Source organism: Ignavibacteriales bacterium (assembly GCA_026390575.1).
In the GTDB taxonomy this organism is placed as follows: Bacteria; Bacteroidota; Ignavibacteria; order UBA10030; family UBA10030; genus Fen-1298.
Window position 1 is genome coordinate 75,651 of record JAPLFR010000013.1, and the last position, 23,086, is coordinate 98,736.

General features: G+C 40.1%; 24 protein-coding genes. All 24 read right to left on the reverse strand.

Translation table 11 applies throughout. The features are described 5' to 3' along the window. Window positions 1-98: 98 nt before the first annotated feature. Window positions 99-977, reverse strand: a complete 879-nt coding sequence (locus NTX44_11115; GenBank protein MCX6122151.1) for a sugar nucleotide-binding protein — start codon at window positions 975-977, stop codon at window positions 99-101. Next, window positions 967-2,118 (reverse strand): class I SAM-dependent methyltransferase, encoded by a 1,152-nt coding sequence (locus NTX44_11120; protein MCX6122152.1) that lies wholly within the window; start codon window positions 2,116-2,118, stop codon window positions 967-969. Before NTX44_11120 ends, NTX44_11115 begins: the two co-directional genes overlap by 11 nt. Next, window positions 2,115-2,879 carry a class I SAM-dependent methyltransferase gene (locus tag NTX44_11125; protein MCX6122153.1) on the reverse strand — a complete coding sequence of 255 codons (765 nt, stop codon included), beginning with the start codon at window positions 2,877-2,879 and terminating at the stop codon, window positions 2,115-2,117. The genes NTX44_11120 and NTX44_11125 overlap by 4 nt, the downstream gene beginning before the upstream one ends. Further along, on the reverse strand, window positions 2,876-3,892 hold the full coding sequence (locus NTX44_11130; GenBank protein MCX6122154.1) for a radical SAM protein: 1,017 nt from the start codon (window positions 3,890-3,892) through the stop codon (window positions 2,876-2,878). Before NTX44_11130 ends, NTX44_11125 begins: the two co-directional genes overlap by 4 nt. A gap of 457 nt (window positions 3,893-4,349) precedes the next feature. Then, the gene (locus tag NTX44_11135; GenBank protein MCX6122155.1) at window positions 4,350-5,015 is read right to left on the reverse strand and encodes a class I SAM-dependent methyltransferase; all 666 of its coding nucleotides are present in this window, start codon (window positions 5,013-5,015) and stop codon (window positions 4,350-4,352) included. 24 nt (window positions 5,016-5,039) lie between these two features. Next, on the reverse strand, window positions 5,040-5,957 hold the full coding sequence (locus NTX44_11140; protein MCX6122156.1) for a hypothetical protein: 918 nt from the start codon (window positions 5,955-5,957) through the stop codon (window positions 5,040-5,042). Window positions 5,958-6,014: 57 nt separating this feature from the next. Continuing rightward, window positions 6,015-6,842, reverse strand: a complete 828-nt coding sequence (locus NTX44_11145; protein ID MCX6122157.1) for a transketolase — start codon at window positions 6,840-6,842, stop codon at window positions 6,015-6,017. Window positions 6,843-6,868: 26 nt separating this feature from the next. Next, complete coding sequence (locus NTX44_11150) at window positions 6,869-8,005, reverse strand: DegT/DnrJ/EryC1/StrS family aminotransferase (GenBank protein MCX6122158.1); 1,137 nt, start codon at window positions 8,003-8,005, stop codon at window positions 6,869-6,871. Between the two features lie 10 nt (window positions 8,006-8,015). Further along, window positions 8,016-9,113, reverse strand: coding sequence for a DegT/DnrJ/EryC1/StrS family aminotransferase (locus NTX44_11155; protein ID MCX6122159.1), 1,098 nt, complete (start codon window positions 9,111-9,113; stop codon window positions 8,016-8,018). A 42-nt stretch (window positions 9,114-9,155) separates the two neighbouring features. Then, a complete protein-coding gene (locus NTX44_11160; GenBank protein MCX6122160.1) occupies window positions 9,156-9,605 on the reverse strand; it encodes an NUDIX hydrolase in 450 nt (149 codons plus the stop codon). Further along, entirely contained in the window at window positions 9,602-10,498 is an 897-nt protein-coding gene (locus tag NTX44_11165; protein ID MCX6122161.1) for an NAD(P)-dependent oxidoreductase, read from the reverse strand. The genes NTX44_11160 and NTX44_11165 overlap by 4 nt, the downstream gene beginning before the upstream one ends. A 3-nt stretch (window positions 10,499-10,501) precedes the next feature. Then, on the reverse strand, window positions 10,502-11,821 hold the full coding sequence (locus tag NTX44_11170; GenBank protein ID MCX6122162.1) for a nucleotide sugar dehydrogenase: 1,320 nt from the start codon (window positions 11,819-11,821) through the stop codon (window positions 10,502-10,504). Beyond that, entirely contained in the window at window positions 11,822-12,754 is a 933-nt protein-coding gene (locus NTX44_11175) for a Gfo/Idh/MocA family oxidoreductase (GenBank protein ID MCX6122163.1), read from the reverse strand. It abuts the gene before it with no gap. After that, window positions 12,751-14,313 carry a PfkB family carbohydrate kinase gene (locus NTX44_11180; GenBank protein ID MCX6122164.1) on the reverse strand — a complete coding sequence of 521 codons (1,563 nt, stop codon included), beginning with the start codon at window positions 14,311-14,313 and terminating at the stop codon, window positions 12,751-12,753. The genes NTX44_11175 and NTX44_11180 overlap by 4 nt, the downstream gene beginning before the upstream one ends. Continuing rightward, window positions 14,310-15,317, reverse strand: coding sequence for a GDP-mannose 4,6-dehydratase (locus NTX44_11185; protein MCX6122165.1), 1,008 nt, complete (start codon window positions 15,315-15,317; stop codon window positions 14,310-14,312). The genes NTX44_11180 and NTX44_11185 overlap by 4 nt, the downstream gene beginning before the upstream one ends. Then, window positions 15,314-16,321, reverse strand: a complete 1,008-nt coding sequence (locus NTX44_11190) for an SDR family oxidoreductase (GenBank protein ID MCX6122166.1) — start codon at window positions 16,319-16,321, stop codon at window positions 15,314-15,316. The genes NTX44_11185 and NTX44_11190 overlap by 4 nt, the downstream gene beginning before the upstream one ends. A gap of 41 nt (window positions 16,322-16,362) precedes the next feature. Beyond that, entirely contained in the window at window positions 16,363-17,088 is a 726-nt protein-coding gene (locus NTX44_11195) for a transaldolase (GenBank protein MCX6122167.1), read from the reverse strand. 47 nt (window positions 17,089-17,135) lie between these two features. After that, window positions 17,136-17,678 (reverse strand): HAD family hydrolase, encoded by a 543-nt coding sequence (locus tag NTX44_11200; protein MCX6122168.1) that lies wholly within the window; start codon window positions 17,676-17,678, stop codon window positions 17,136-17,138. Then, window positions 17,675-18,271, reverse strand: a complete 597-nt coding sequence (locus NTX44_11205) for an SIS domain-containing protein (protein ID MCX6122169.1) — start codon at window positions 18,269-18,271, stop codon at window positions 17,675-17,677. The genes NTX44_11200 and NTX44_11205 overlap by 4 nt, the downstream gene beginning before the upstream one ends. A 357-nt stretch (window positions 18,272-18,628) precedes the next feature. Continuing rightward, a complete protein-coding gene (locus NTX44_11210; GenBank protein ID MCX6122170.1) occupies window positions 18,629-19,198 on the reverse strand; it encodes a UpxY family transcription antiterminator in 570 nt (189 codons plus the stop codon). Window positions 19,199-19,223: 25 nt separating this feature from the next. Further along, the gene (locus tag NTX44_11215; protein ID MCX6122171.1) at window positions 19,224-19,769 is read right to left on the reverse strand and encodes a winged helix-turn-helix domain-containing protein; all 546 of its coding nucleotides are present in this window, start codon (window positions 19,767-19,769) and stop codon (window positions 19,224-19,226) included. Between the two features lie 140 nt (window positions 19,770-19,909). Beyond that, complete coding sequence (locus NTX44_11220; protein ID MCX6122172.1) at window positions 19,910-20,266, reverse strand: DUF2304 domain-containing protein; 357 nt, start codon at window positions 20,264-20,266, stop codon at window positions 19,910-19,912. A 40-nt stretch (window positions 20,267-20,306) separates the two neighbouring features. Continuing rightward, window positions 20,307-21,017: a glycosyltransferase family 2 protein gene (locus tag NTX44_11225; GenBank protein ID MCX6122173.1), complete on the reverse strand. Its 711-nt coding sequence runs from the start codon at window positions 21,015-21,017 to the stop codon at window positions 20,307-20,309. A 603-nt stretch (window positions 21,018-21,620) separates the two neighbouring features. Beyond that, the gene (locus NTX44_11230) at window positions 21,621-22,403 is read right to left on the reverse strand and encodes a T9SS type A sorting domain-containing protein (GenBank protein ID MCX6122174.1); all 783 of its coding nucleotides are present in this window, start codon (window positions 22,401-22,403) and stop codon (window positions 21,621-21,623) included. Window positions 22,404-23,086 lie beyond the last annotated feature (683 nt).

Sequence of the window (23,086 nt, forward strand, 5' to 3'; positions counted from 1 at the left end):
TTTCCAGAAATAAGTTTATGCTATTATTATGGTCATGAAGATATCCAGCGCTGGCAGGTGAATGTTGAGCATGAAAAGCAAATATAGATTTACTTGATCTATACTTTACTAAACTCAAATGTATTATCTACACCTGTCCACAGATCAGGGGGAAAGATACCCAACTCAAACAATCGACTGCAATCGAGAGTAGTGTTTTTCGGTGCATACGTATGTCTAACATCCAAGTATGAAATTGGTTTGACTAACTCTTTATCAGAACCCAACTTATACGCAATATACCGAGCAAGGTCAGCATACGTCACATCCTGATTTGCCGAAACTTGGATAATTCCCGGAACATGTTCAAAAGCAACTTTTTGCAACACCGCCACAGCGAATCCAATTGGTACTGGTGCTATCACCATATCGAAAAAAGGATGAATCACTTTTCCAGCCTTCAAATCCCAAATCCATCTTTTTATCAGCGGCATTTCCGGAGTGATTACTTTGCTAAATCGCACAATTGCGACTTTATCCCCCAATTTCAAGAGTTGCTCTTCTGTGTCTGCTTTCTGACGACCATACTCAGTTTGGGGATTGATTGGGTCTATGTATCCTGCAAAAGGCGTCTCACCATTGAAAACTGCATTACTCGAGAGGAAGATCACAAAAACTCCAGCATTAGTCAGGCTAGTGGCAAGTGCTACTGTGCGATCAACATTTATTCTCCGACTAAACTCCGGAAAGTTCCGACATTGCTCATGTGATGTAACTGCTGCACAAATGATTGCTGTTCTAATTTGTGTATATGGTAAAAACCAACAATCCTCGTTATCAGACAGATCAAGAAATAGGCACTGATCATTCACTTTACTACGATGACGAGTTGTTTGCCAAATTGACTTTGAATCAGTCTCATAGGACATTACCAAACTGCGACCTATAGTTGACCCCCCTCCGACAACAAGAATCGAATTGGTTTGTCTAATATCCATTGGAAAACGAAGGAGGCATAATGATATGTGGGATTTGGCTTGAGAGGCGTGCTTGAACGGTCTCGGCAACCTTGGGCGCAAGACATAGATAAACAGCAGCGTCCTGATCAACTTGAGCGGGCGTAAGGATTGGCAGCCCACAGTGAGTTCGCCCCAAACGAGAAGGGTCTTCATCGACAAAAAACTTAACTTGGGATATGAGTTCACTCCACAGCCAAGTAGCAGCAACCGAAGTACCAAATATTCCGAGTGACCGAGAAGCTGCTACCTGTTTGGCTTGGTGAACGATAAGTTTAATCCAGTTTACATGATGGATCAAGTATTGACTCTGCTCTTGTGGTAAGTGCAATCTCGTCTGATGTGTCTTAGGTCTAGCCAATAGAGAAATTTCTTTTGGAATCCATTGATTGTTTGCTGTTATCACCTCAAAGCCCGCTGCCTCAATTAGAATACGTAAACTAGATAAATTAAAATGGGAACAATGGTCAGCGACTAACAGAGCAAATGGGTTAATCGAACAGTCAGGAACCTGAATAAAAATAAATCCATCTGGCTTAATAAGACCGCGTAAAGTACATAAGGTTGCAAGTGGTTGAGGAAGGTGTTCCAGGGTATGAATAAGAGACAGTAAATCAAAAGTGTCACCAATATGCTTAAATTCCCCTGTATACAGTTGAATAAATCTTGGAATTTGTTTCAAATCGGGAAGGCCTTTGTCGTCCCATTCAGAGGCAGACAGATTCCAATTAGGCCGGATACGGTGAAACGCTTTAAGAAAATTACCATTCCCAGCGCCAACATCGAGTAGATGTCCAACCGAATCTAAGTCAAGTTCCGATGACAGTTTTTGTAGTAAGTAGTCCGATCGCAGATTCGGCTTCCCGGTTACGAGGTCAAAGACACTTTGCTCTAGACCGTTAGATTGGTGATACACCGTGAAATTATTGTAGATAAGACTAACTTCAGCTCGCCATGCATCATCAATGATTGTCTGAGGAAACCCACAGTCCTGGCACCATCCAAGTCGGCCACCTGACCGCCATGGCTTACAATCGGATGTTACCCGGTGCAGTCCAGAAAAATCTACAATCTCAACAATCCGACTTGATCCACAATAGTGACAGCTTGCTGAATTACTCATGGTTTTATTAGATACGCGGCAGGAACATTGGTCCAATCAAAGGTCTGTAAGTGCAATTCCGGATGTTTTTCGAGTAACTCATCAACGGCCTTAGTTTCTCCAGGCCATTCGGGAATACCATATTCATCAAAAATTATCACACCACCACGTTGAATACGCGGCCACAACACCTCTAATGCAACTTTTGTAGGTTTATATAAATCGCAGTCGAAGTGTACTAATGAAAAGCGTATCCCAGGGTTATCCTCACAAAATTTTGGCACAACCTGCTCAATGTTCCCAACCACCAGCTTAATTCTCGGCTTCCAAGGGATAAAACGATCTTTATCAAATATCGCGATGGCATCAATTAGTTCCCTGTAATATTGATGGGGAGAAAAACCTCCCACAATCTTTTGACCTTGTGCTTCGTCTTTTCCGTCTTCAGGTGACAACTCCGTGAATCCCTCCCAGTTATCGAAACCATAAACGGTTTTAGTGCGGTCACCTATACAATAGGATTCCAATAAATTGGCCCACGTCATCAAACCAAGTCCGCGGAAAACTCCCAGTTCGACAATATCGCCAGGAATGCTAAGCGTCATTTTGAAGAGCTCTACATGAGACAAGAAACGCTTAAGCAGTTGACGACGAGCTAAAACCGGAAAGTGCTTTACAGCATCAGAACTTGAAATGTTGTATTTCGCCATATGGTCCGCAATTCGTTGCTCAATCTCGGAATCAAGTCCTGTCTTTTTAAATCCGTCAAAACTTTCAGTCATCTACTATGACCTCCTGGTTGTTTGATACTAAATATAGCATATGCATCAAGTGGCTTAGGTATATCCTTATATGGCATTATAAATGAATCAATAAAATTGCCATCCTCTCCTAAAATGCAACGCGGTTGAGTACCATCAAACCACGGACTTGAGATAATCGCATCACGCATTTCTCTGATGGAGAACTCTCCAATCCTTCCCAAATAATATTGCAGGAAATTACAAGGTAACACATGTCCGTCGGATGAGATCGCCATGAATTCGGTGCCTGCAGGACAATGGTCTCGATTCCCAGTGTAAATATCTCGATGAATTGCCCGTTGGCCATTCGTACTAGGAGGTAACTCCTGCTGCAGTTTCTTCAGATATGCGGCATCTTGAGGACGAACAAGAAAATCCTTCTTACCATCCCATTTACCAACCGGTTCCGCGATCTGAATATCAACACGTATCTTACGGTTCTGGGCAAACGCAAGAGCAGCATTAAAGCCCTCTGAATAAAGACTATTGCGTGTTACGGTAATCGAAACTGAAGTATGCAGTCCCTCCGCCAATACATTGTCAACCGCATTACATACCTTAATGAATGATCCGGGGAGACGAATGGCATCATGCTCATTGGAAATTCCAGAGTCCAAACTAAACGCGATTTTGTCAACTTTAAGTTGTTTCAACCAATGAATACAATCGTTTGTCATCTGCCAACCGTTACTTACTACAGTTATGTAGCTCTCATCGGGATTACAACCGCGCAACACGGCTTCCAATCTCTTAATATCAACAATCGGTTCGCCACCTTGAAGGACCCAATGGAAAACGCCAAGATCATGAAATTCCTTGAGGGCAGCAACGAGCACATCAATATCTACAGTGGTGGCTTTCCGAAATGTTTCAGCATAACAATGAGGACAATTCATATTGCACTTCGGTGTCACATCCACAGACACGGTCCGTAACTGTCCAGGACGATAAGATTCTTGACGTTTATGTAAAGCATGCTTTTCAGTATACATTGTCCACCATTGATTATTTTTTTTCTTGTATGAAGCTTAATTAGCTTGAAGTCAGGTTTCACAAGGTTGTTGTGTTATACAAACTTGCTCAGATTTAATTTGATAATACACAACTGGTTTTTAAATAACATTAGGTGTAAAAATATATTTCCTGTTTTTACGTCAGTTGTATCCACGGGCATGACATTTTTTGCCTAATGAAATTCAGATCATCTGGAGACAAAATACTCAAGTAGACATTTTTATTCAAAATTGGGAGTATTCCTTTGTATGTAAATATGTTTTAGGGATTTCGCATACTATTAGATTAGTCGTCCTTATTATACTGTTTCGGAGCAAGCTCCGAGGCAGTGACAGCTCAAATCACATCTTAAAAACTGAAACAAGCTTTTGTATATTAGACACGAAAAGAAATAAATTAAAATTAAAATAATATTATCTTGATAGATTTTCTTCATTATTCAAAGAAAATAAATCCATAATCACCTGTGTAGTCTGCCAGTTCAAAAAACCAAATCCACTCTTGGATGCTATAGAATGAGTGTTGAGTTAATTGCCAATTGCACATATTTATTTTCTCTGTTTCATTGCGATACGATTCCTGCATCGTGTATTTATTCTGTTTGCCAACCCGTTCCATTTCCTTGAGAGCTTTAAACAACTCGAAATTATATAGATTATGCATGCACCCTAAGGCATATACATAATCGAACGAGTTGTTTTCGAATGGTAGCGAAATTGCATTCCCGACTTTAATTCTTGGTTTTACTTCTTCCTTGGCGTTTTCAACTGCGTAATTGGAAATGTCAATACCGTACACTTCCGCTTTGGGTAGTATTTTAGTAATTTCATAAAGTAAAAATCCCTTTCCACACCCTATATCGAGAATCCTAGCATTTTCTTGTAATTTGTAATGGTTCACCATTGCCTCAGCAACTGGCCTCCAATATCCATCCATATATTTATAACCACCATAACCGTATCGTCGGTCTCCGTCCCAATAATCCTTTCCGAATTTACAAGAAACTTCAGCACATTGAGCCTTGTCATATTTGACAATTCTCTCAGTGTAATCTCGCTTTGTACTTTTATGGAGTTTCTCCATGAAATTAATTTCTTTCATTCCTTAACTCCTTAAAATTTTTTATTAATTAATAAATTGATCGAGAAGGGCGTTCATTGTTACACCATGCGCTGCCAGTACTTCTGTTTTGGTGCCATAGCATTTTATGAACTGATCTATCAAGCCGAGAGACCGTATTCTACAATTTGCATGTAAATCCCAAGCAATCTGCTTTATTTGCCCTGCAAGATTTCCTGAAGGAGTAGTCTCTTCTAAAATGATGACCCTTTCATATTCACTCAGAATAGATTTTATGCATTCGGTGTCTAGGGGCTTGAGAGTATGCGCTGAGAAAATAGCTGCTTCTACACCAGTTTTCATTTGATGCTGCTCAGCAGCTTCAAATGCCATCGAGAGAATTGGTCCATATCCCACGACAGCCACTCCAGAACCAGCTTTGATTTTTCGAATTTTTCCAAACTCAAATGGTTCAGGGGCATTTCTAGTCAGGACTGGTTCCCCGGACTTTCCTAATCGAAGATATACAGGTCCTTTTTGATTTGTACATGCCCAAATAGCAGGTTTCAATTCTTCCGGGTCGCAAGGTGCTATGATGGACATATTGGGTAAAGCGCTCATTACACCTATATCTTCAATTGCATTGTGTGTAGCTCCACTTACTGAATACGCTACTCCTGCCCCTATTCCGACAATGGTTACCGGCAGGTTCTGGTAGCAAAGTTCTACCCTTATGTGTTCGAATGGACGGTAGATTGCAAATGGGGCAATTGTGTATGCAAAAGGATGGCATCCTCGCAAAGCCAAACCAGTGCATAAAGATATCATCGACTGTTCGGAAACTCCGACATTATAGAATCGGTCGGGAAATTCCTTCCTAAAAGGTTCCATGCTTGCTGCAGGCGAAATATCGGCTACGATGATAAAAATATTCGGAACCCTTTTTGCGACTTCGTGCAGTGTGTAAGAAAAAGTGTCTCTCATTTGAAAGGTTTCTTTTAATAAAATTATTATGAGTTAATGCTAATCTATTGTATTGGACTAATCTGAAAGTTCTTGCATGGCCTGTTTAAACTCATCTTTATTCGGTGATCGGTAGTGCCATATCGGTTTGTTTTCCATGTAACTTACCCCTTTACCCTTAACAGATTTTCCAACTAGCAAGAAAGGTTTTTTACGAGAACGCGTAGAAATTGCATGGTAAATTGCCTCCTGATTATGAGCATCTACCTCAACAGCTTCCCAGCCAAAAGCATTCACTTTTTCAACGATGGGATAAAAATTTGGGTGTGTGTTCGTCGTGAAGTCCATCGATTGCAGGTTATTGTAGTCCACGATTCCTATTAGATGATTGAGTCTCAAGGCTGGCGCTTGCAAGAAAATCTCCCAGACAGATCCTTCCTGCAATTCCCCATCAGACATCACAACAAATATATCACGATCACCATGAGTAACTTTTTCATATAGAGCCAGTCCTGCCCCCATTCCAAGCCCGTGCCCCAAGGAACCTGTAGAAGTAATAATTCCGGGAGTACCTCGGTCAGGATGCATTCCCAGTCGACCATCTGCAGTGCAGTATTTTTCAATATCTTCAGTAGGCAGGATACCTAATTGCTCAAGGACCACATAGAGAACCATGCAACCATGTCCCTTAGACAAGATAAAACTGTCGTGAAAATCACCATCGTTAGTCCGTCTCATGAGTCCATAATAAATTACGTCTACCATTTCCAAACAGGAAAATGACCCGCCGATATGAATAGCACCATGAAGCTGAGAAATTTCTAAAATGCGCCGCCTTATCTTCCGGCAACGCTTCTTTGAATCAGCTATTTTAAAATCTGGTGGTTGTTGTAATTTATTTGCCATACTATCTTCCAATGATAATAATATTTTTATTGTCTTATTTTTTCTATGTAAAAACTAGGATTTTTGATGTAAAAATCCCGTATGTGTTCAAGAATATATTCTATTTGCTCAGGTGTAATGAATTGATGCGCCGGAATCGTAAGAACTTCCTTCGCATATGCTTCGGAAACAGGAAAGTCCCCTTCTTTATAACCAAGTGGTTTTGCAGCTTTTTGCAAATGCAAAGGAATTGGGTAATGTATTTTTACTTCAATTCCTAGTTCATTTAAATATTTAACTAATTCGTCACGCTTTTCAAATCTTACCATATAGAGGCTGAAAGTATCCCTGTAACACTTCGGTCTGGGAGGTATCTTGACAAAAGGAGCTAAAGTTTTGAGTCCGTCATCTAGCATTTGTGCGTTTTTATTTCGTGCCTTAACAGTTTCATCCACTGTCTTGAGGATGTAGCTGGCCACTATAGCCTGCAGAGGTTGTAATCTCATATTTACTCCCCAAATACTATTGTGATCACGGTTAATCATGCCATGATTTCTATACATTCGCATCCATTCTGCAAGGTCATCGTTGTCAGTGCTTACCATCCCGCCATCTCCCATTACATTAAGTGGTTTTAAAGGGTGCATACTCCAGGCGTTGACATGACCAAAAGTTCCTGAACGCTGATTATTGATCCTTCCCCCAGGCGCCATACAAGCGTCTTCAATTACCTTGAGCCCATGACTGTTTGCCAGATTCATGATAGCTTTCATATCAGGCGCTGCACCTCCCCAGTGAACAGGTAGGATTGCTTTTGTTTTTGAAGATATTGCTGCTGGAATTAGGTGTGCATTTATTTGATAGCGATCATCGATATCCACAAAAACAGGTCGGGCACCAACAGCGATAATTGCTCCGATCGTTGCAAAAAAAGTTGTCGGTACAGAAATTACTTCGTCTCCAGGTCCGATCCCTAATGCTTTTAATGCGAGAATAAGCGCATCTGTCCCTGTGTTTGTTCCGATTACGTGCTTACATCCTATAAATTTAGCAAATTCCTTTTCAAAATTTTCAACATATGAGCCCAATGTAAATTCTGTTGAAAGGATTAGTTTTTCCCACTCAGCAATTATAGCATCATGGTTTAAGAATTGCATCGGGAGATAATTGTATGGTACTTTCATATTATATTATTTACTTTTTGTAAAAGGTACCGATAAGATCAACAACAAAATCCTGCTGCTCATGTGTGAGTCCCGGATAGAGTGGTAAACTTATAATTCGTTTGCTTAGTTGGAGAGTTACGGGGAAATCCTCTGGCCTATAGTTCAAACCAGCTGCTGCAGGTTGCATATGGATTGGGGTTGGATAGTGCACTAACGCCTCCACGCCATTTTCACGTAGGAATTTTTGTAACTCATTCCGATGCTCTGCTAAAACCACATAGGTTTGATAAACATGAAATTCATTTGGTGCTTCTAACGGCACTTTGACGAAGGTTCCCAATAGTCGATTATAACGAAAAGCCAGTTCACGGCGCTCTTTAGTCCAACGCTCCAATTCCCGCAATTGAATACGCAGCAATGCTGCCTGCAACTCGTCAAGCCGACAGTTGAAACTCCAGAAATCACATTGATCACGATTTCGTAGTCCATGGTTTTTACTTATGTTGAATCGTTCAATTAGTCCGGTATCTTTTGTTGTGATGATACCTGCATCTCCAAAAGCATGGAGATTTTTCAAAGGATGCAAACTGAAACTTGCTGCATCTCCCCAGCTCCCAACCCGTTTATCTTTGAGCTTTGCGCCAACTGATTGAGCGGCGTCTTCAAGAACAAAAAGATTATGCTTTTTAGCTATTTGATTTATTTTAACCAATTTAGCCGGACGTCCAGTGAGATGGACTGGGACAATGGCCTTTGTTCGTTGCGTAATCGCCTCTTCAATTTTGTCAGGATCGATATTCAAATCCTCAGTTACGTCAACGAAAACCGGCTTTGCTCCAACTAGAGCAATTGTCGAAGCAGATGCGATAAAGGAATTAGGAGCGGTTATTACTTCATCACCTGGACCGACACCTATGGCACGAAGAATTAAATATAATGAGTCTGTACCGTTAGAGGTTCCTGATGCAAAAGGAGTGTCACAAAATAAAGCAAACTCTTGTTCGAACGCAGCGCACTCTGGACCTTGAATATAACGTCCGCTATCAATGACGTTTTCAAAAGCCGCTATCAATTGCTGTCGAATAGGTGCATTCATTATGTCAAATGCGGTATAAGGAACTTTCATTTATTCGATTCTTAAAATAAAATTTTCCACTAAAAAGAATTATTACTTAGAATTTTTTGATGTCAGTCTGACAAGATCCCAAATCGCAACAAGATAGGCTGGCATAGCAATATCCAATGCTCGTTCGCGCGAAATAAACTCCAAAGCTTGTCCTTCCTGACAAATAATAGCACTTTGACCGTCGTAATGATCCCAAAAAATATGAAGGATCATTTGATTCTGACATAAGAAAGAATCTACAATCTGCATAAGCCAACGTAAATTCCCACAATGGTAATTGGTTTCTTCGAAAAATTCTCGTTCAGCACAAGTTTGAATATCTTCTTCAGGTTCCTTATGCCCACCTGGAAAAACCCATAGACCAGACGCTGATAAATCAGGTTTTTCATCACGCAACTGAAGGAGGGCATCGCCAACTGAGTTTAGAAGAACCACTGCACAAATTGTTTCAACTGTGTTTTGGGAAAAAAGGATTGATGAATTTTCCTTCAATTTAATTTCTCTAAAATAGAATCTGAATCAGCAATAGATCGAAGTCCTTCGGACAGGAATGTATAGCGAAAATCCGGAAATGCTAAATACGTAGATTCGATATTAAACGGTCGGTATCCATTATGAGGCATTGGTCCAATCCTTGGCGTGCTTTTGATGTTTGGTGAATGACCTGTCAATCGTGCAACCAGTTCAGCGATCTCACGGAAAGACATTACGTTTCCAGTCGCGATATTGAGAATACCTGTACTTCGATGTATCAATACACGAATTAATAGCTCGGCAACATCTTCCACCCACACATGATCTCGTCGCTCCTCTCCCTCACCAAAAAGCACAATTTCTTCTCCATTAACAGCGAGCCTTAGAAAACGATTTGGGCCATAACCATTGTGCGGATCATCCTTGCCATAAATTAAAGTTGGACGCAAAAAGCAAAGCGGACCATGCCATGCGTTTGCAAGCATAACCTCTCGCGCCAAATGCATTATTCCATGAAGAGATCCGGGTTGTGCGCAGGAACGCTCCGTCAGAGGTGTATTACTATCAGCATATACCGCATCGGAACTAATATAAATTACATGACCTACAGCAATCTTTCTCAATGCATTACAGACTGTTTCGCCAATCCGTAGATTCTCTATTAGCATTGCCTCGGACTTAACCGGCGCTATAGCAGCAACAAATAGGAGAACATCGTTAGCAAGCAATAAGCTTGCTAATCGATCACTGGCATTCTTATGCGTTAAATCTAGCATTGCCTGAGTTAACGCTAAAACCGGAATATTATTCTCCTCAATTTTACGTTGTGCAGCTGAGGAAATAAAACCACCTGCACCCAATATGACAACACGGGAAGGCAAGACTGGCTCAGTGTTAAGATGTGTCAACATAATTTAACCTTTAAAAGATGTTCCCAGTGTTGCGTACACAAATCCATTTGCCCTCAAGGCTATTCCATCCAACATTCTGTATGGATCTAAGACAATTCGACTATTCATGTTCTGCATAAGAGTATCAGGTGAAATCTGGCGAAACTCAGCCCAGGGCGTCATGATCGCCAAAACATCGGTTCCTTTTATAGCCTCAAGCGCAGTATTTGTACGAAGAACTTTTGAACTTGTGGCTTCTAGCGATGCTGCCGGATCAAATACCACTACTTTATAATTAGATAAATGTGCCAAAAAAATAAGTGAGGGAGAGTTTTTGAGGGAATGAGTATTTTCCTTGTAAGTAAGGCCCAATATGGCTATCCGAATAGTCATCTTCTTGTCAAGTCCAAGGCTCTTGAACATATCCCATGCCCAATCTTTCCGGTGATCAGAATTTTTTACCCATGACGCTACAACACCGCCATCCGTGTTGTGTTTCTCTGCATAGCGCAATATCGTCGCGAGATCTCTTTCCAAATTGCCACCGGAAATTCCCAGCCCGGGACTTAGATAGGCAAATTGACCAATGCGTTTATCAAGGCGAAGCGCCGGCACAATCTCAGACCAATCGGCACCAATGTGTTCACATATTTCCGCGAGCGTGTTTGCAGTACTTATTGAAGCTACGAGACACATGTTAATAGAAATCTTTGCTAATTCGGCGCTCTCATAGCGCATAGGAAGAATCGGGCATTCGAAGGCTTTCAGGTAAATGAGAAGTCTTTCATCTTGCGGTTGCCCTGGGTTGGCGCAGCCTAAAATGAAACGTTCTGGATATACAGCGCGTTCAACAGCTCGACCAAAGACCAATGTCTCAACTTGATAAAACAATTGTTTTGCCGGCCATTCTATTTGCCTCGTAAATCCGGGCGGAACTTGACAAAGAATCACCAAAAGAGAATCAGTGCGCATAACAGCAGTAACTGTCTTCACCATGCCATATATTGGAGTCAAATCGCTTGTGCCTTGATCATCTGTCGGTACATCTATAGCGATGTAGACGATATCGCAATTTGAGAGACTTTTTGAATCGTTGCTAAAAATCAATCGTTCATGATGTTCTGTTAAAAGTTCTGGCAGACCAGGCTCAACCACATGGGGGATTCCGTTGCTAAGCTGCTTTACTAATGTAAAATCATTGTGATAGGCAACTACCTGAAAACCTCGGGCAGCACTGGCAACTGCTGAGTTAAGTCCTAGATGGGTGAGCCCGGCGAAACCGATCAACGGTTTTTGATTTTCAGAATGTATCGGACTTGGATTACTATTTGCTTTTTTAGCCATCTATTTTTTTTTGTTAGTTTTTATTGATGAACCAAGTTTGCGAATAGTGGCTTGAATCCAAAGGTCATTAGAGAGATCAGTAATTGTATTTGATTTTACAAGTTGCTTGAAGTGATCATATTCACCTGCCCAAGTAGAATCCTCTTGGATAAGAGTCACTTTCGTTTCTGGCGGCCTACCTGATGGGAGTACTCTCACACGATGTGAAAAGGTAGTTGGTCCCCACTTACATAGTGACTCAATATGGGCTGTTCCTTTCTCAGCCAGAATATCACATGTAAAGTGATTGCGCCACATACATAGAGTCATTTCCAGTTCGATCCGCGGTTGATTTTCTTCCGAACTAATGATGACATGATCAGGAGCAATATTTTCAAAATTATGGGCAGCAGTCAACTTAAATTCTCCCAATTCATAACCAAACCAAAAACGGCACGTATCGAGTAAATGTGATCCAAGATCGGGTAACACACCGTCACCTTGATCACGCCAAATACTATCACGCACCAACCTTGCTGTACCATTTCCGTAAAACATACGGCAAGAATAGATTTTTCCTAATTTACCGGAAGCAATAAGATCACGCATTGCAATATAGTGTGGTTCAAAACGGTGGTTATAAGCAGTATAGCAGACAACTTTTTTTGTCCGTGCAAGTTGTTCCAACTCAATTATTTCCTCATCATGGGCAGCCCAAAGTGGTTTTTCCACAAGTACATGCTTGCCATTGGCTAGTGCATAACGCAAAATCTCAACTTTCGGCTCATCAGGGATACAAGCGAGGACAGCATCGTAATTACCCAAAGGTACATCTTCTATATTCCGATACTCTGCTTCTTTATTAACGGGATCAACGCTGGCAATAAAATCATTGCCAGCATGTTTGCGACGTTTGTAGCCTTGTACACCGAGACCTGCAACTATTACTCTCATATGATAGTGCTTGTGTTGTAATTGATCTTTTTTTCAACTGCATCAATTTTTGAAAGCAAATTCTCTGGTCGGATTGGAATATTTCCGTCGTACTCGCATTCATAGGCAGCGGCCATTGACCCGATGATACCTGCCATAACTAAGGAACCCGTAGCCAACATGGTCAGTGTAGCATATGCAAGCAACGCGTCACCTGCACCAACAGCATCCACAACATTACCGGCGAAAGAATCAATTGAAAAATAAGAATTTTTTATTTCCGAATTTTGGTTGACACAGAAAATACCTCGATCGCCCAATTTAAGAATTAAGTTCTTGTAGCCGGAAGATTCCTGTAACAAACTGGCAAGCCGTCCCACTGTTGAATCTTGATCGCCTAATGCAAAACGAGCTTCGCGTTCATTAGGAGTGATTAAATCAAATTCTTTAAACTCAGTAATATTTCCCCAACGACTTGCAACTTGACTATCGGCAACCCGAAAAACTCTATCTGGAATTGCTTGAGTCAGAGCTTGCACGCTCATACGGTTAAAAATTCCGTGGCGAAAATCACTGAAAACCATCGCATTTGCAGATGAATGCTGAATCGATTCTGTAAGTTTCTGAAGGATATCTTCCGAAATCGGTCGGTTGTCAAGAGTGTCGATTTTCAGGAGCCTATATCCACCAGAAATGATAGCATTTTTTTGAATAGTAGGTCGGGTCGAATCAATAATCGGGATAATCTGGACACCAGACTCTTGCAATCCTTCAATAACAAAATCCTTAATGTGGTCATTTCCAAGAACAGTGGAGAATGTTACCTTTGCTCCTGCCGCACGAAGATGTTGCGCAACGATGCCTGCACCACCGATATAGTCATCCCGTCCTTGGTAAAGCACACTAAAAGTGGGGGTCTTTGTTTGCCCTCCAATAAAAGTAGTACGCGTATAGGAATCAACGATTGTATCTCCAACTACATGTACATGGTAATTTGATAATTTTTGAATTGTTTGGCGTAAATCCTCAAAGGTAATCTCGTTCGCGTGCATCAAGATCAATAGTTTCTCTAATTGCACTTGCGGAAGCGAGAGATTCAAAAACTTAGATGATGAATAAACCACATCACCAGGTGTAAAGATCATTTGCCCGCCGTAACTTTCAACAATATCCGCTTCTTCCTGTGTTGCTGGTGGCAAACCCGTTGATGTATATTCAAATCCCTTGGCAAAAAAGTCTGGTTTGAGTTCCACAAGCGTTCTCAGTGGCGTTTCCTGGTCGTCAATCATGACATAATCAACCATCTCGAAGGCAGCAAGATTTAATGCACGAAGTCCTTCCGGAATATGGGGGCGATAAATACCTTTTTTGATATAACGATCGGATGTGATAGATGCTATTAAAATATCAGCTTTTGTTTTTGCATAGGCTAAATGACGGACATGCCCTGGATGGACAACATCAAAAACACCATGACACAAAATAACTTTTTTCTGTCGTGGAAATGTACCAATCAAATCAATTAGCTCAGAAAATGTTTTCAACTTATAGCGATATTTTTCGAAATATTCTGCCGTCATTTTGTATCTTTATTTCCCATATATTTAAACCAGGTTTGCGTTGCTTTCTCAATAGAATTAGGATCCCAAAGCGGAGCATCTTTCCAGTTTTCAATCTCCGCTAACATCATTGACACACCCTCTTCAAAGTTTACATTCGGCTGCCATGCCAACTCAGTGGTAATTTTTCCAATATCGGCCCATGTACAATCCGGTTCACCTGGTCGCTTAGGAACATATACCACTTCACCGCTGAGTAATTCAACGAGATGGTTAATCCGCTTTGGTGCACCGGCGCCAACATTATAAACTTGACCGCTTCTTTTCGTTTGTGCTGCAGCAAGAAAGGCCCGAGCAACATCAGTCACATAGAGAAAATCGCGCGATTGATTACCATCACCTACAACTGTATAAGGTTTGCCTGATAGTTTCTGTTTTAAAAATACTCCGAACACAGCACCATAAACTCCTGTAGTACGCACACGAGTTCCATAGGCATTGAAAATACGTATTGAATTTACTGGCAAACCATAAACCTGATGCCAATGGAAGGCTGCCTGCTCGCCTTGATATTTACTTAGTGCGTAAGGATATTGTGGTGCAATAGGGTGGTCTTCCCGGGTTGGAGTGGTCGCAAGACCATAACAAGAGGAAGAGGCCGCATATATTAATTTGTCAACCCCCGCCGACCGTGCCGCTTCCAACACCCGCACAGTCCCTTGCACGTTGGTTTGCATGTAGGCAATCGGGTGTTCAATCGATGGCACGATGTCACCGATGCCTGCAAAATGAAATACATATTTTGCACCATGAAAAAGACTATTGTCGGATTCTAAGTAACAAATATCTTTCTTCTCGAAATGTAACCATGGATCCGAAGCCCGATGTGAGAGATTCCGCTCATGACCGCCTGAAAGATTATCAATAACACGAACTTCAAAGTCGTTATCGAGTAAAACATCAACCATATGGCTGCCAATAAAACCGGCACCGCCCGTGACTATTGCGATAGGTTTCGGAGTCATACGGCCTGAAGTCGTTTTAAACGTCTAACATTGAAATAAAAATCGTTATCAAAACTATCAGGTAGTTTTCCATCCCGAAATGCATGGCAAAGTCCGCGAATCGCATCCTCTGTTGAGTGTGTGGGTTGGAAGCCAAGAACACGTTTAATTTTATCAGAATTGATATGGTATGACCGATTATCATCGCTAGGAGTGGTTGTAATTCCAATTTCTTTCTTATCAGGAAACTCCTCTTGCACAACCTTCTTTACTAAATGTGCAATTTCCATAATGGTCATGTTTTGATACCCAACATTAAAGATCTCGTTTTGAATCTTTTCAGATGGAACCTTAAGTAATAGCTCAACGGTGTCACAATAATCCTGTACATGAAGGTTGGGACGCAATTGATTACCCCCAAAAACAGTGATTTTATTTTTGTTAACCGCAAGGTTGGTAAGAATGTTCACCGATAAATCCAGTCTTTGACGTGGCGCATAGCCGCAAACGGTAGCCGGTCGAAAAATGACTCCAACAAAATTGTCATCAGTATGTTTCTGAAGTAACGGTTCACACATCCCTTTGTATTTGTTATAGAGAGTAAGTGGTACCAAAGGATGTTCTTCGGTTACATTTGGTTTGTCGGAGACCCCATACACCGAACTAGAGGATGCATAAACAAATCGTTTAATACCTGCTTGCTTAGCTGCCAGAACCATGGGTTCAAAAGCATCAAGATTGACGCTAGTAGATAAGCGTTCATCCAACTCGAAGCTGGCATCATTGGAAATACAGGCTAAGCTTACAAAAGCATCATGGCCTTTGCAAGTAGCTAAAATTCTAGCTGTATCACGGATATCACCCTGGATAATGTTGAGATTTGAATTTTCATTTGGTAGAAAATCATTCCCAAAATACATGATGTCATAGACAGTGACCTTGTAGCCACGTGAAAGTAATTGAGGAACCAATAGACTACCACAGTAACCGGCACCTCCGGTAATAAAAACAGAGTTAAAAAGCATAGGAATTATCCAAGATATTTATTTGATTTTTAACTTGTTAACTATTTCAGATCTATCGTGTAACCAGCAGACTTGGCATCATTATAAAACATAGATACAGTCTCGCGTGAGAAAGTAGTCAAATCCTTCCCCACGCATGAGAGTTTCTTCAACACATCATTAGTGACAGTGATGATATGGCAGCCCACTTCGTTTGCCTGAAAGATATTCAGTAACTCCCGTGGACTTGCCCACAATATCTCAGCTTTGGGTTTTACAGATGCAATCCTTACTGCTTCGCGCAAAAGCGGAACAGGATCAACGCCAGTGTCTGCAATACGACCCGCGAAGAGAGAGAGAATCGCCGGTGTCCCAGGATTTAGGATTTCAACGATACCCTGTACTTGAGCCAGCGTAAAAATGGCAGTGATATTGCAGACTACGCCCTTTGCTGAGAGACGTTCAACAAGAGCAGCCGTGCTCTCTCCTTTCGTATTCGTAATTGGAATTTTTACATTGACATTTTTTCCCCAAGAAGCAATCTCTAAAGCCTGAGCTTCCATACCTGCTATATCGTCGGCAAACACTTCAAATGAAACCGGTCGATCAGAGACGACCTTAAGAACTTCCAAAGCAAAAGACTTGTAATTATTCACTCCTGCCTGACGCATAAGTGTGGGATTGGTTGTAAAACCCTTGACGAAGGGCTGCGCATACAGCATACGAATATTTTGCAAATCTGCACCATCGGCAAAGATTTTCACATCGAGATCACTGATATTTGTCATAGTATTAAGAAGTTGAACAATTAAAGAATATTTCTTCTACTCAGAATTTATTTATGATTTGCAAGAATATAGCTAACAGCTTTTAGTAAAGAGTTTACTGTGACATCAGGATTCGTCGGACGAGTCTCAGCGTAGTGTCGATCAATAAAAATCGTTAGACATCCTGCCCTTTTACCTGCTTCAATATCGCTGGCACGATCGCCGACCATGAAACTTTTACTGATATCTATTTTGTGTTTTTCTGAAGCAAAAAGCAACATACCTGGATTCGGCTTACGGCATTCGCAGCCATCATCCTGACAATGGGGACATAACATAATTTCATCAACCATTGTTTTTGCATAAAGTTTTTGATGCATGGTTTCGACTATTTCCAAACGAAGCAAGCCATTCCCGATATCTGGTTGGTTTGTAACCACAATAACTTTAAATCCCGCTTGCTTTAAAAGCAAGATAGAATTTATTGAATTTGGCAAAAGTCGAAAATCTTTTAATAGTCGCGGTGCGTAAGGTTTACCATTACGAACAAAAGATCGGCATAACACACCATCCCGATCTAAGAAAACAGCCGGATATTTTTCTCTAATCACCACTTCGTTGCTTGGATTTGAAGAACAGGATGAGAGACAAGACAGTGCCAAACTACGGCCTGAAAGGCTTCAGTGTGTGGCGTTACCAGTTTATCATCAACCTGAGGAATAAGCACAACGATATCCCCAGCTTTTTTTGTATAACCGTCATCGCGGCCCACGATGCCGAATACTTTAGCCTTTCGTTCCTTCGCAAGTTCAATTGCTTTGATCAAATTCACGCTCACTTGTTTTTCCAGATTTCCGCCTCCAACGGAGAGGATGAAAAGAGCATCTTTTTCTTCAAGTCTACTGCCTTGAAGCCAACCAGCGAGTGCGCCATCCCACCCTTCATCGTTGATCCTGGCTGTCAACTCGGCGACATTATCAGTCGGAGTGTAAGCCTCGATCCCACAAAGTTTACGAAAATCATTCACCGCATGAGAACAATTAGCTGCACTGCCTCCGATTCCTAAGAAAAATAACCTCCCCCTCCTTTTCCTCAACCTGATAAGGGCATCTGCCAAAGATTCAATCTGCTGTTTGATAATTAAATCTGCAATTATTTTAACTTGTTCGAAATATTGGATAACGTGGTCGGTTGATGTTTTCATTGAATTCTTATAATGTTAATACTGGTTTGGAGTACTTTCCCCCACTAGTTTTCAAAGAAGGGGTTTAATAATTTTGTTGCTTTGATTTTCTTACCCGCTCCCGCCTTAACGTTAGATAAACAACGCGCTTATCAAAATGTGTTCGTCAAGAGACAAATAACCTTTTTATACTTATGATTTCCGATGACGGATTATTTATCCTAAACCGCAATGAAGGAATTGCTTCTAAAATATTACTCGGTTTACACTTCTAATTTTATGGATTAATAATATTGTAGAGTCGTTGATACAGCTCCGCTTCTTCACTCCCATTGGAATGAAAAAGCAATTATTCCGGAACATTTGAAAATAAATCTACTATATACTTAAGCGTAAATCTCTTGTATGTTCACGATCCGATAGAAGAACTTGTCGAACTGGTTCTACCTCATCCCGCGAAACACTTATCAAAACAGAATAACCAATCCCTTCGATCCGTATCGCAACCTTTCCGGCTCGATCGGGGTGGATAAATCTTCCCTTAAAACCTTTAAAGTAACCTTTGCTTATCACTACTTCCGATTCCTTATCAAACAAATCGGGGACAACTTCAACCTTTTCGTCAGAATCGACTACGCGCCTGAGAAAATCTATCTCATTCTGACGGACCAATCCCAGTTTACCATTAAATGCAAGATACCGAACAATACCGTCGATCTGAAGGATGCGATCTTTTTGTTGCTTATCCGGTTTGACGAAAATGTATGAAGAAAACAATGGTATTTCAATCCACTTCCAGCGATCACTCCACTTTTTACGTTGGCGACGGAGTGGAAGAAATGATTCAACCGATTGCTTCTGCAATAATGCGTAAACTTTTTTTTCCTGACGTGATTTCGTGTAAATCACTAGCCAATCCAATTTTTGAACTACTATATTGTCATCCATTTGGTATTATACACAAGAGCAATAATCAATCATCCTTCTTAGGTTCATTATTCCAAACAACCAAAGCCTTATCTATTTTGAGTCCATCTTTCAATTTTTTATACTCAACTTTATTTAGTACAAGCGCTCTGATTTTTCTTTTAATAGTTTTTTCGGTTACTTCTATGAGCTCATTCATGTATACTTTATTTACTTCACCAACAATTACGAGATCGATGACACCTCCATCAATCCCTTTTGCATAATCGCCTGTCACAAAAGCTAATTCAACATTACCCAAATTGTGTAAAACATTTTCAATGATATCTATGCCAAAGTCCTTTTTAATTATTTTGTTAATTTCCGGGAATAATGCATTTTTAACATTTGCCCGATACACCTTCTTATTACCATCACTTTCAGATGTAAGTAAGCCTGCTTTTGTAAGCCGATTAAGTTCTAATCTTACTCCATTGGATGATTCGCCAAATTCATCTGACAATCCCCGTAGATATGCTTTTGTTTCCGGATTTAGAAAAAACTTCAACAGAAGCTTTACTCTAGTTTTTGATGTAATTATGGAATCAAGCAAGATTTACTCAATTATTATGAAGAAAGATGTTCTGCTTTCTGAGTAGTTAAATTACTCAATTATAGAACATTTGTCAAGTGAAAAATTTAGCGATTTTTACGGAGATTTTGAATACAACGGAAGGATATCACTCGTATTAACTAAGACTTTTTATCTATTTTCTCAATTTCACCCTTGAGAAGAGCGACTTCCTGAACAAGTTTATCATTTTTATCAGACAGCCTTGAAATAATAACAGAAAATTGTATTAAAATTAGAAAAATAGCTATAACTAAAATTAGAAGGAGAGCGGCAGGCGGATAAGCAATACCTATAAAGTGAGCAATTCGTGCTAATCCCTCTTCCCAAATGGACAATACGATAAATACGATGCCGAAGAAGAACCATAGAAGAGAATATTGCTCTCTTATCCGTTTCTTTCTTATGAGTTCAATTACGAACAAAAAAATAGATATGCTGCCAATAATTGCAAAAAATTGTACTCTATGAATTTCCATGGAAATTATTCCTGTATTTAGAAATTATTTTGCCAAAATACTATTTTCTTCCAAAAGTTCTTAAATACGTCATAAAGATGGATAACAAGACTTTAATCATATAATATATCCCATCAAACATTGAGATAGAAGATATTCCCTGCCATCGTTGTCTCATTTCCACTGCCACTTCCTTTAAAGCAAAACCTTTTCTTATCAATAATATTACAGCTTCAGGTTCAGGATAATCGGTAGGATAATATTCCGAAAAAAACTGAATAGCTTTTCTATTATAAGCACGAAAACCTGATGTGCTATCTGTAATACGCTGTCTATTCATAATAGAATTGACAAACTGAAATATGACAATCCCTAATTTTCTGCTTTTATCTGTTTTAAATTTTTTATAGCCATCTAAGAATCTGCTTCCAATAACGACATCAGCTTCCTTTTGCAGGATAGGTGCGATAATATTTTTTATTTCACTCGCAATGTGTTGTGCATCTCCATCGAATTGGATTGCTATATCATAATTATTTCTTAAAGCATATATGAAACCGGTTTGCACCGCGCCGCCAATGCCTAAATTTATGGGAAGATCTAATACCTTAGCTTTTTTTGTTTGACGTGCGACAAGAGAAGTTTTATCCGTAGAGCCATCGTTCACTACCAATACGTCCAATTTAACATCAATATTGCTTAGTTCATCTATTACCCCAGCAATACTCTTTTCTTCGTTGTACGCTGGCACTATTGCTAATATATTTTCCATAAATATTGGGTGTTAGGAAAACAAATATTCTTTTCTCAAATTATTTCGTGCAATTATATTTTGCACTATTCATAAAACCTGTTTTTGTAAAAACCTTAACAACAGCAATCTGCACGTTATTCTATACCTATTGTATCTACCGATTATGTTTGTTTAGTAATGAATCTCCCCGCCGCAAGCGTCGGGGAATTTACCCTAAGTGATTAAAATCATATTCGCATTTCAAGTTGAACTCCATACGGAGTTCCCTTTCCCTTTTTTGGCTTTTGTTACAAACATTTGACTCCTACGGAGTCATCCTAAAAACCTGTTATTCTTTATTAATCCCGTAGGCCTGCCTGCTCGCCGAACAAGTTCGCTGGCAAGCGGTCGCACTTCGTGCTTAGGCGAGCCTGCCGCAGGCAGGGATTATACGTTTGTAATTGAGTTAAACAATAAAGCTTAGAACTCCATAGGAGTTCCACCATTAGTGACTTAGTTTAGTGCGGTCATTTCCATGAGTTTTAGCGAAAATCCACTAATAGTACTTTAAAAACAGGAACTCTGCTATCAAACTTATGCTGGTTACTCGTTTTCTCGGGTATGACAATTGAGTGAAAATAATTATTTCAGTAAAATCATTTTACGAATTTGGTGAAATATTCCCGCATCAATTTTATAGAAATATACTCCAGAGGATAATGAACCATTGAGAGTACTAAATGGCACAGTATAATCGCCTGCTTGTTGTTTTTCGTTTACAAGCATCGCTACTTCATTGCCTAACATGTCAAATATATTTAATTTTACAAAACTTTCCATTTGTAACCGGTAACGAATAATTGTGCTCGGATTAAAAGGATTGGGATAATTTTGGTACAAAGAGAAAGCATTTGGAGATGAATTTTCTTTTACACCTGTCAGAATATTAATAGTTGAATCATAATATTGCGGATTTAAGGAAGTGCCATTAATATCGGCTACAATACATTCTGTAAATTTAATAGTATCAACGCCAACATTTGCATTAGAAAGAACGGTAATGTTTAAATCCAGCAATTCTCCGTTACCAAAGTTCAAAATGCTCACCGCTGAAACCCATAGTACTATGAGTTTGCCATTTGCATTGGCTACCTCTAAGTTCGTGGATGCAATCGATATGCCCAAATAGGAGACACTTGGAGTGGTAGATAATTGTAAATTATTTTTGTTAAACTGAAATTCAAATTGAAATGCATTTACATTGTTAAAATTACTTACTTGTATGGGAACAGTGTATGAGTTTCCTCTTTTCATACCATCCGGCGGCACCACTCGTACGGTTACACCCTGGGCATAACCCGCTGTAAAAATGATTACACAGAGGATACCCAATACTGTTTTATTTGTTGTGGATAGAATACTCATACTTGTTGTCACGCAATTCAATATTATTGAAGGATCGCAGTTCTTTATTTGTAGTCATCACCAGAACAGCGGTTCTTTCTATCGTAAATATAATGAATAATTTAGTAACCTTCCCCGCAACCTTCCGAAAGGCTGGAAGTCTGATAATGTAACGTGCAAAGCACGTTACCATTTTAAACTTTCGGAAGGTTACGTTAAACGTGACCGTCACTCCTCGTGGATATCGCAGAGCTAAGTGACGGTCACGGAAAAAAAGCTCGGTCCGATAACCGAGACGAGCTTCAATGATTTAGTACTGTCATTCCCACAGCCGGAGGCCTAAAAATATAACACGCGTAAACGTGTTCCTTTTTATAAGTGGTCGTCTTACCCTTGCTCACATAAGATTCCCGATAGAAACATTCGGGAATGACAAGAAAAATAGGATTTCTGACAACAACATCTGGAAATGACAGTCGGAGGCCTGAGAATGAAGCAAGCGTTAACTTGCAACAATAAGGCACTCGACCTCAAAGCCGTTGTCTCTGACTTCTGATGTAAGTCTCAAATTATTTGATGATGAAATAGAATGTTTTCATTTATTTTAAGGATCTTCACTTCTTGCTATTCTGTCTATAATATAATTAGAATTACTTTTTAGAATTGTGGAGCGCAAATCGCTTTGCGCTCCACTGAGTTCCTTA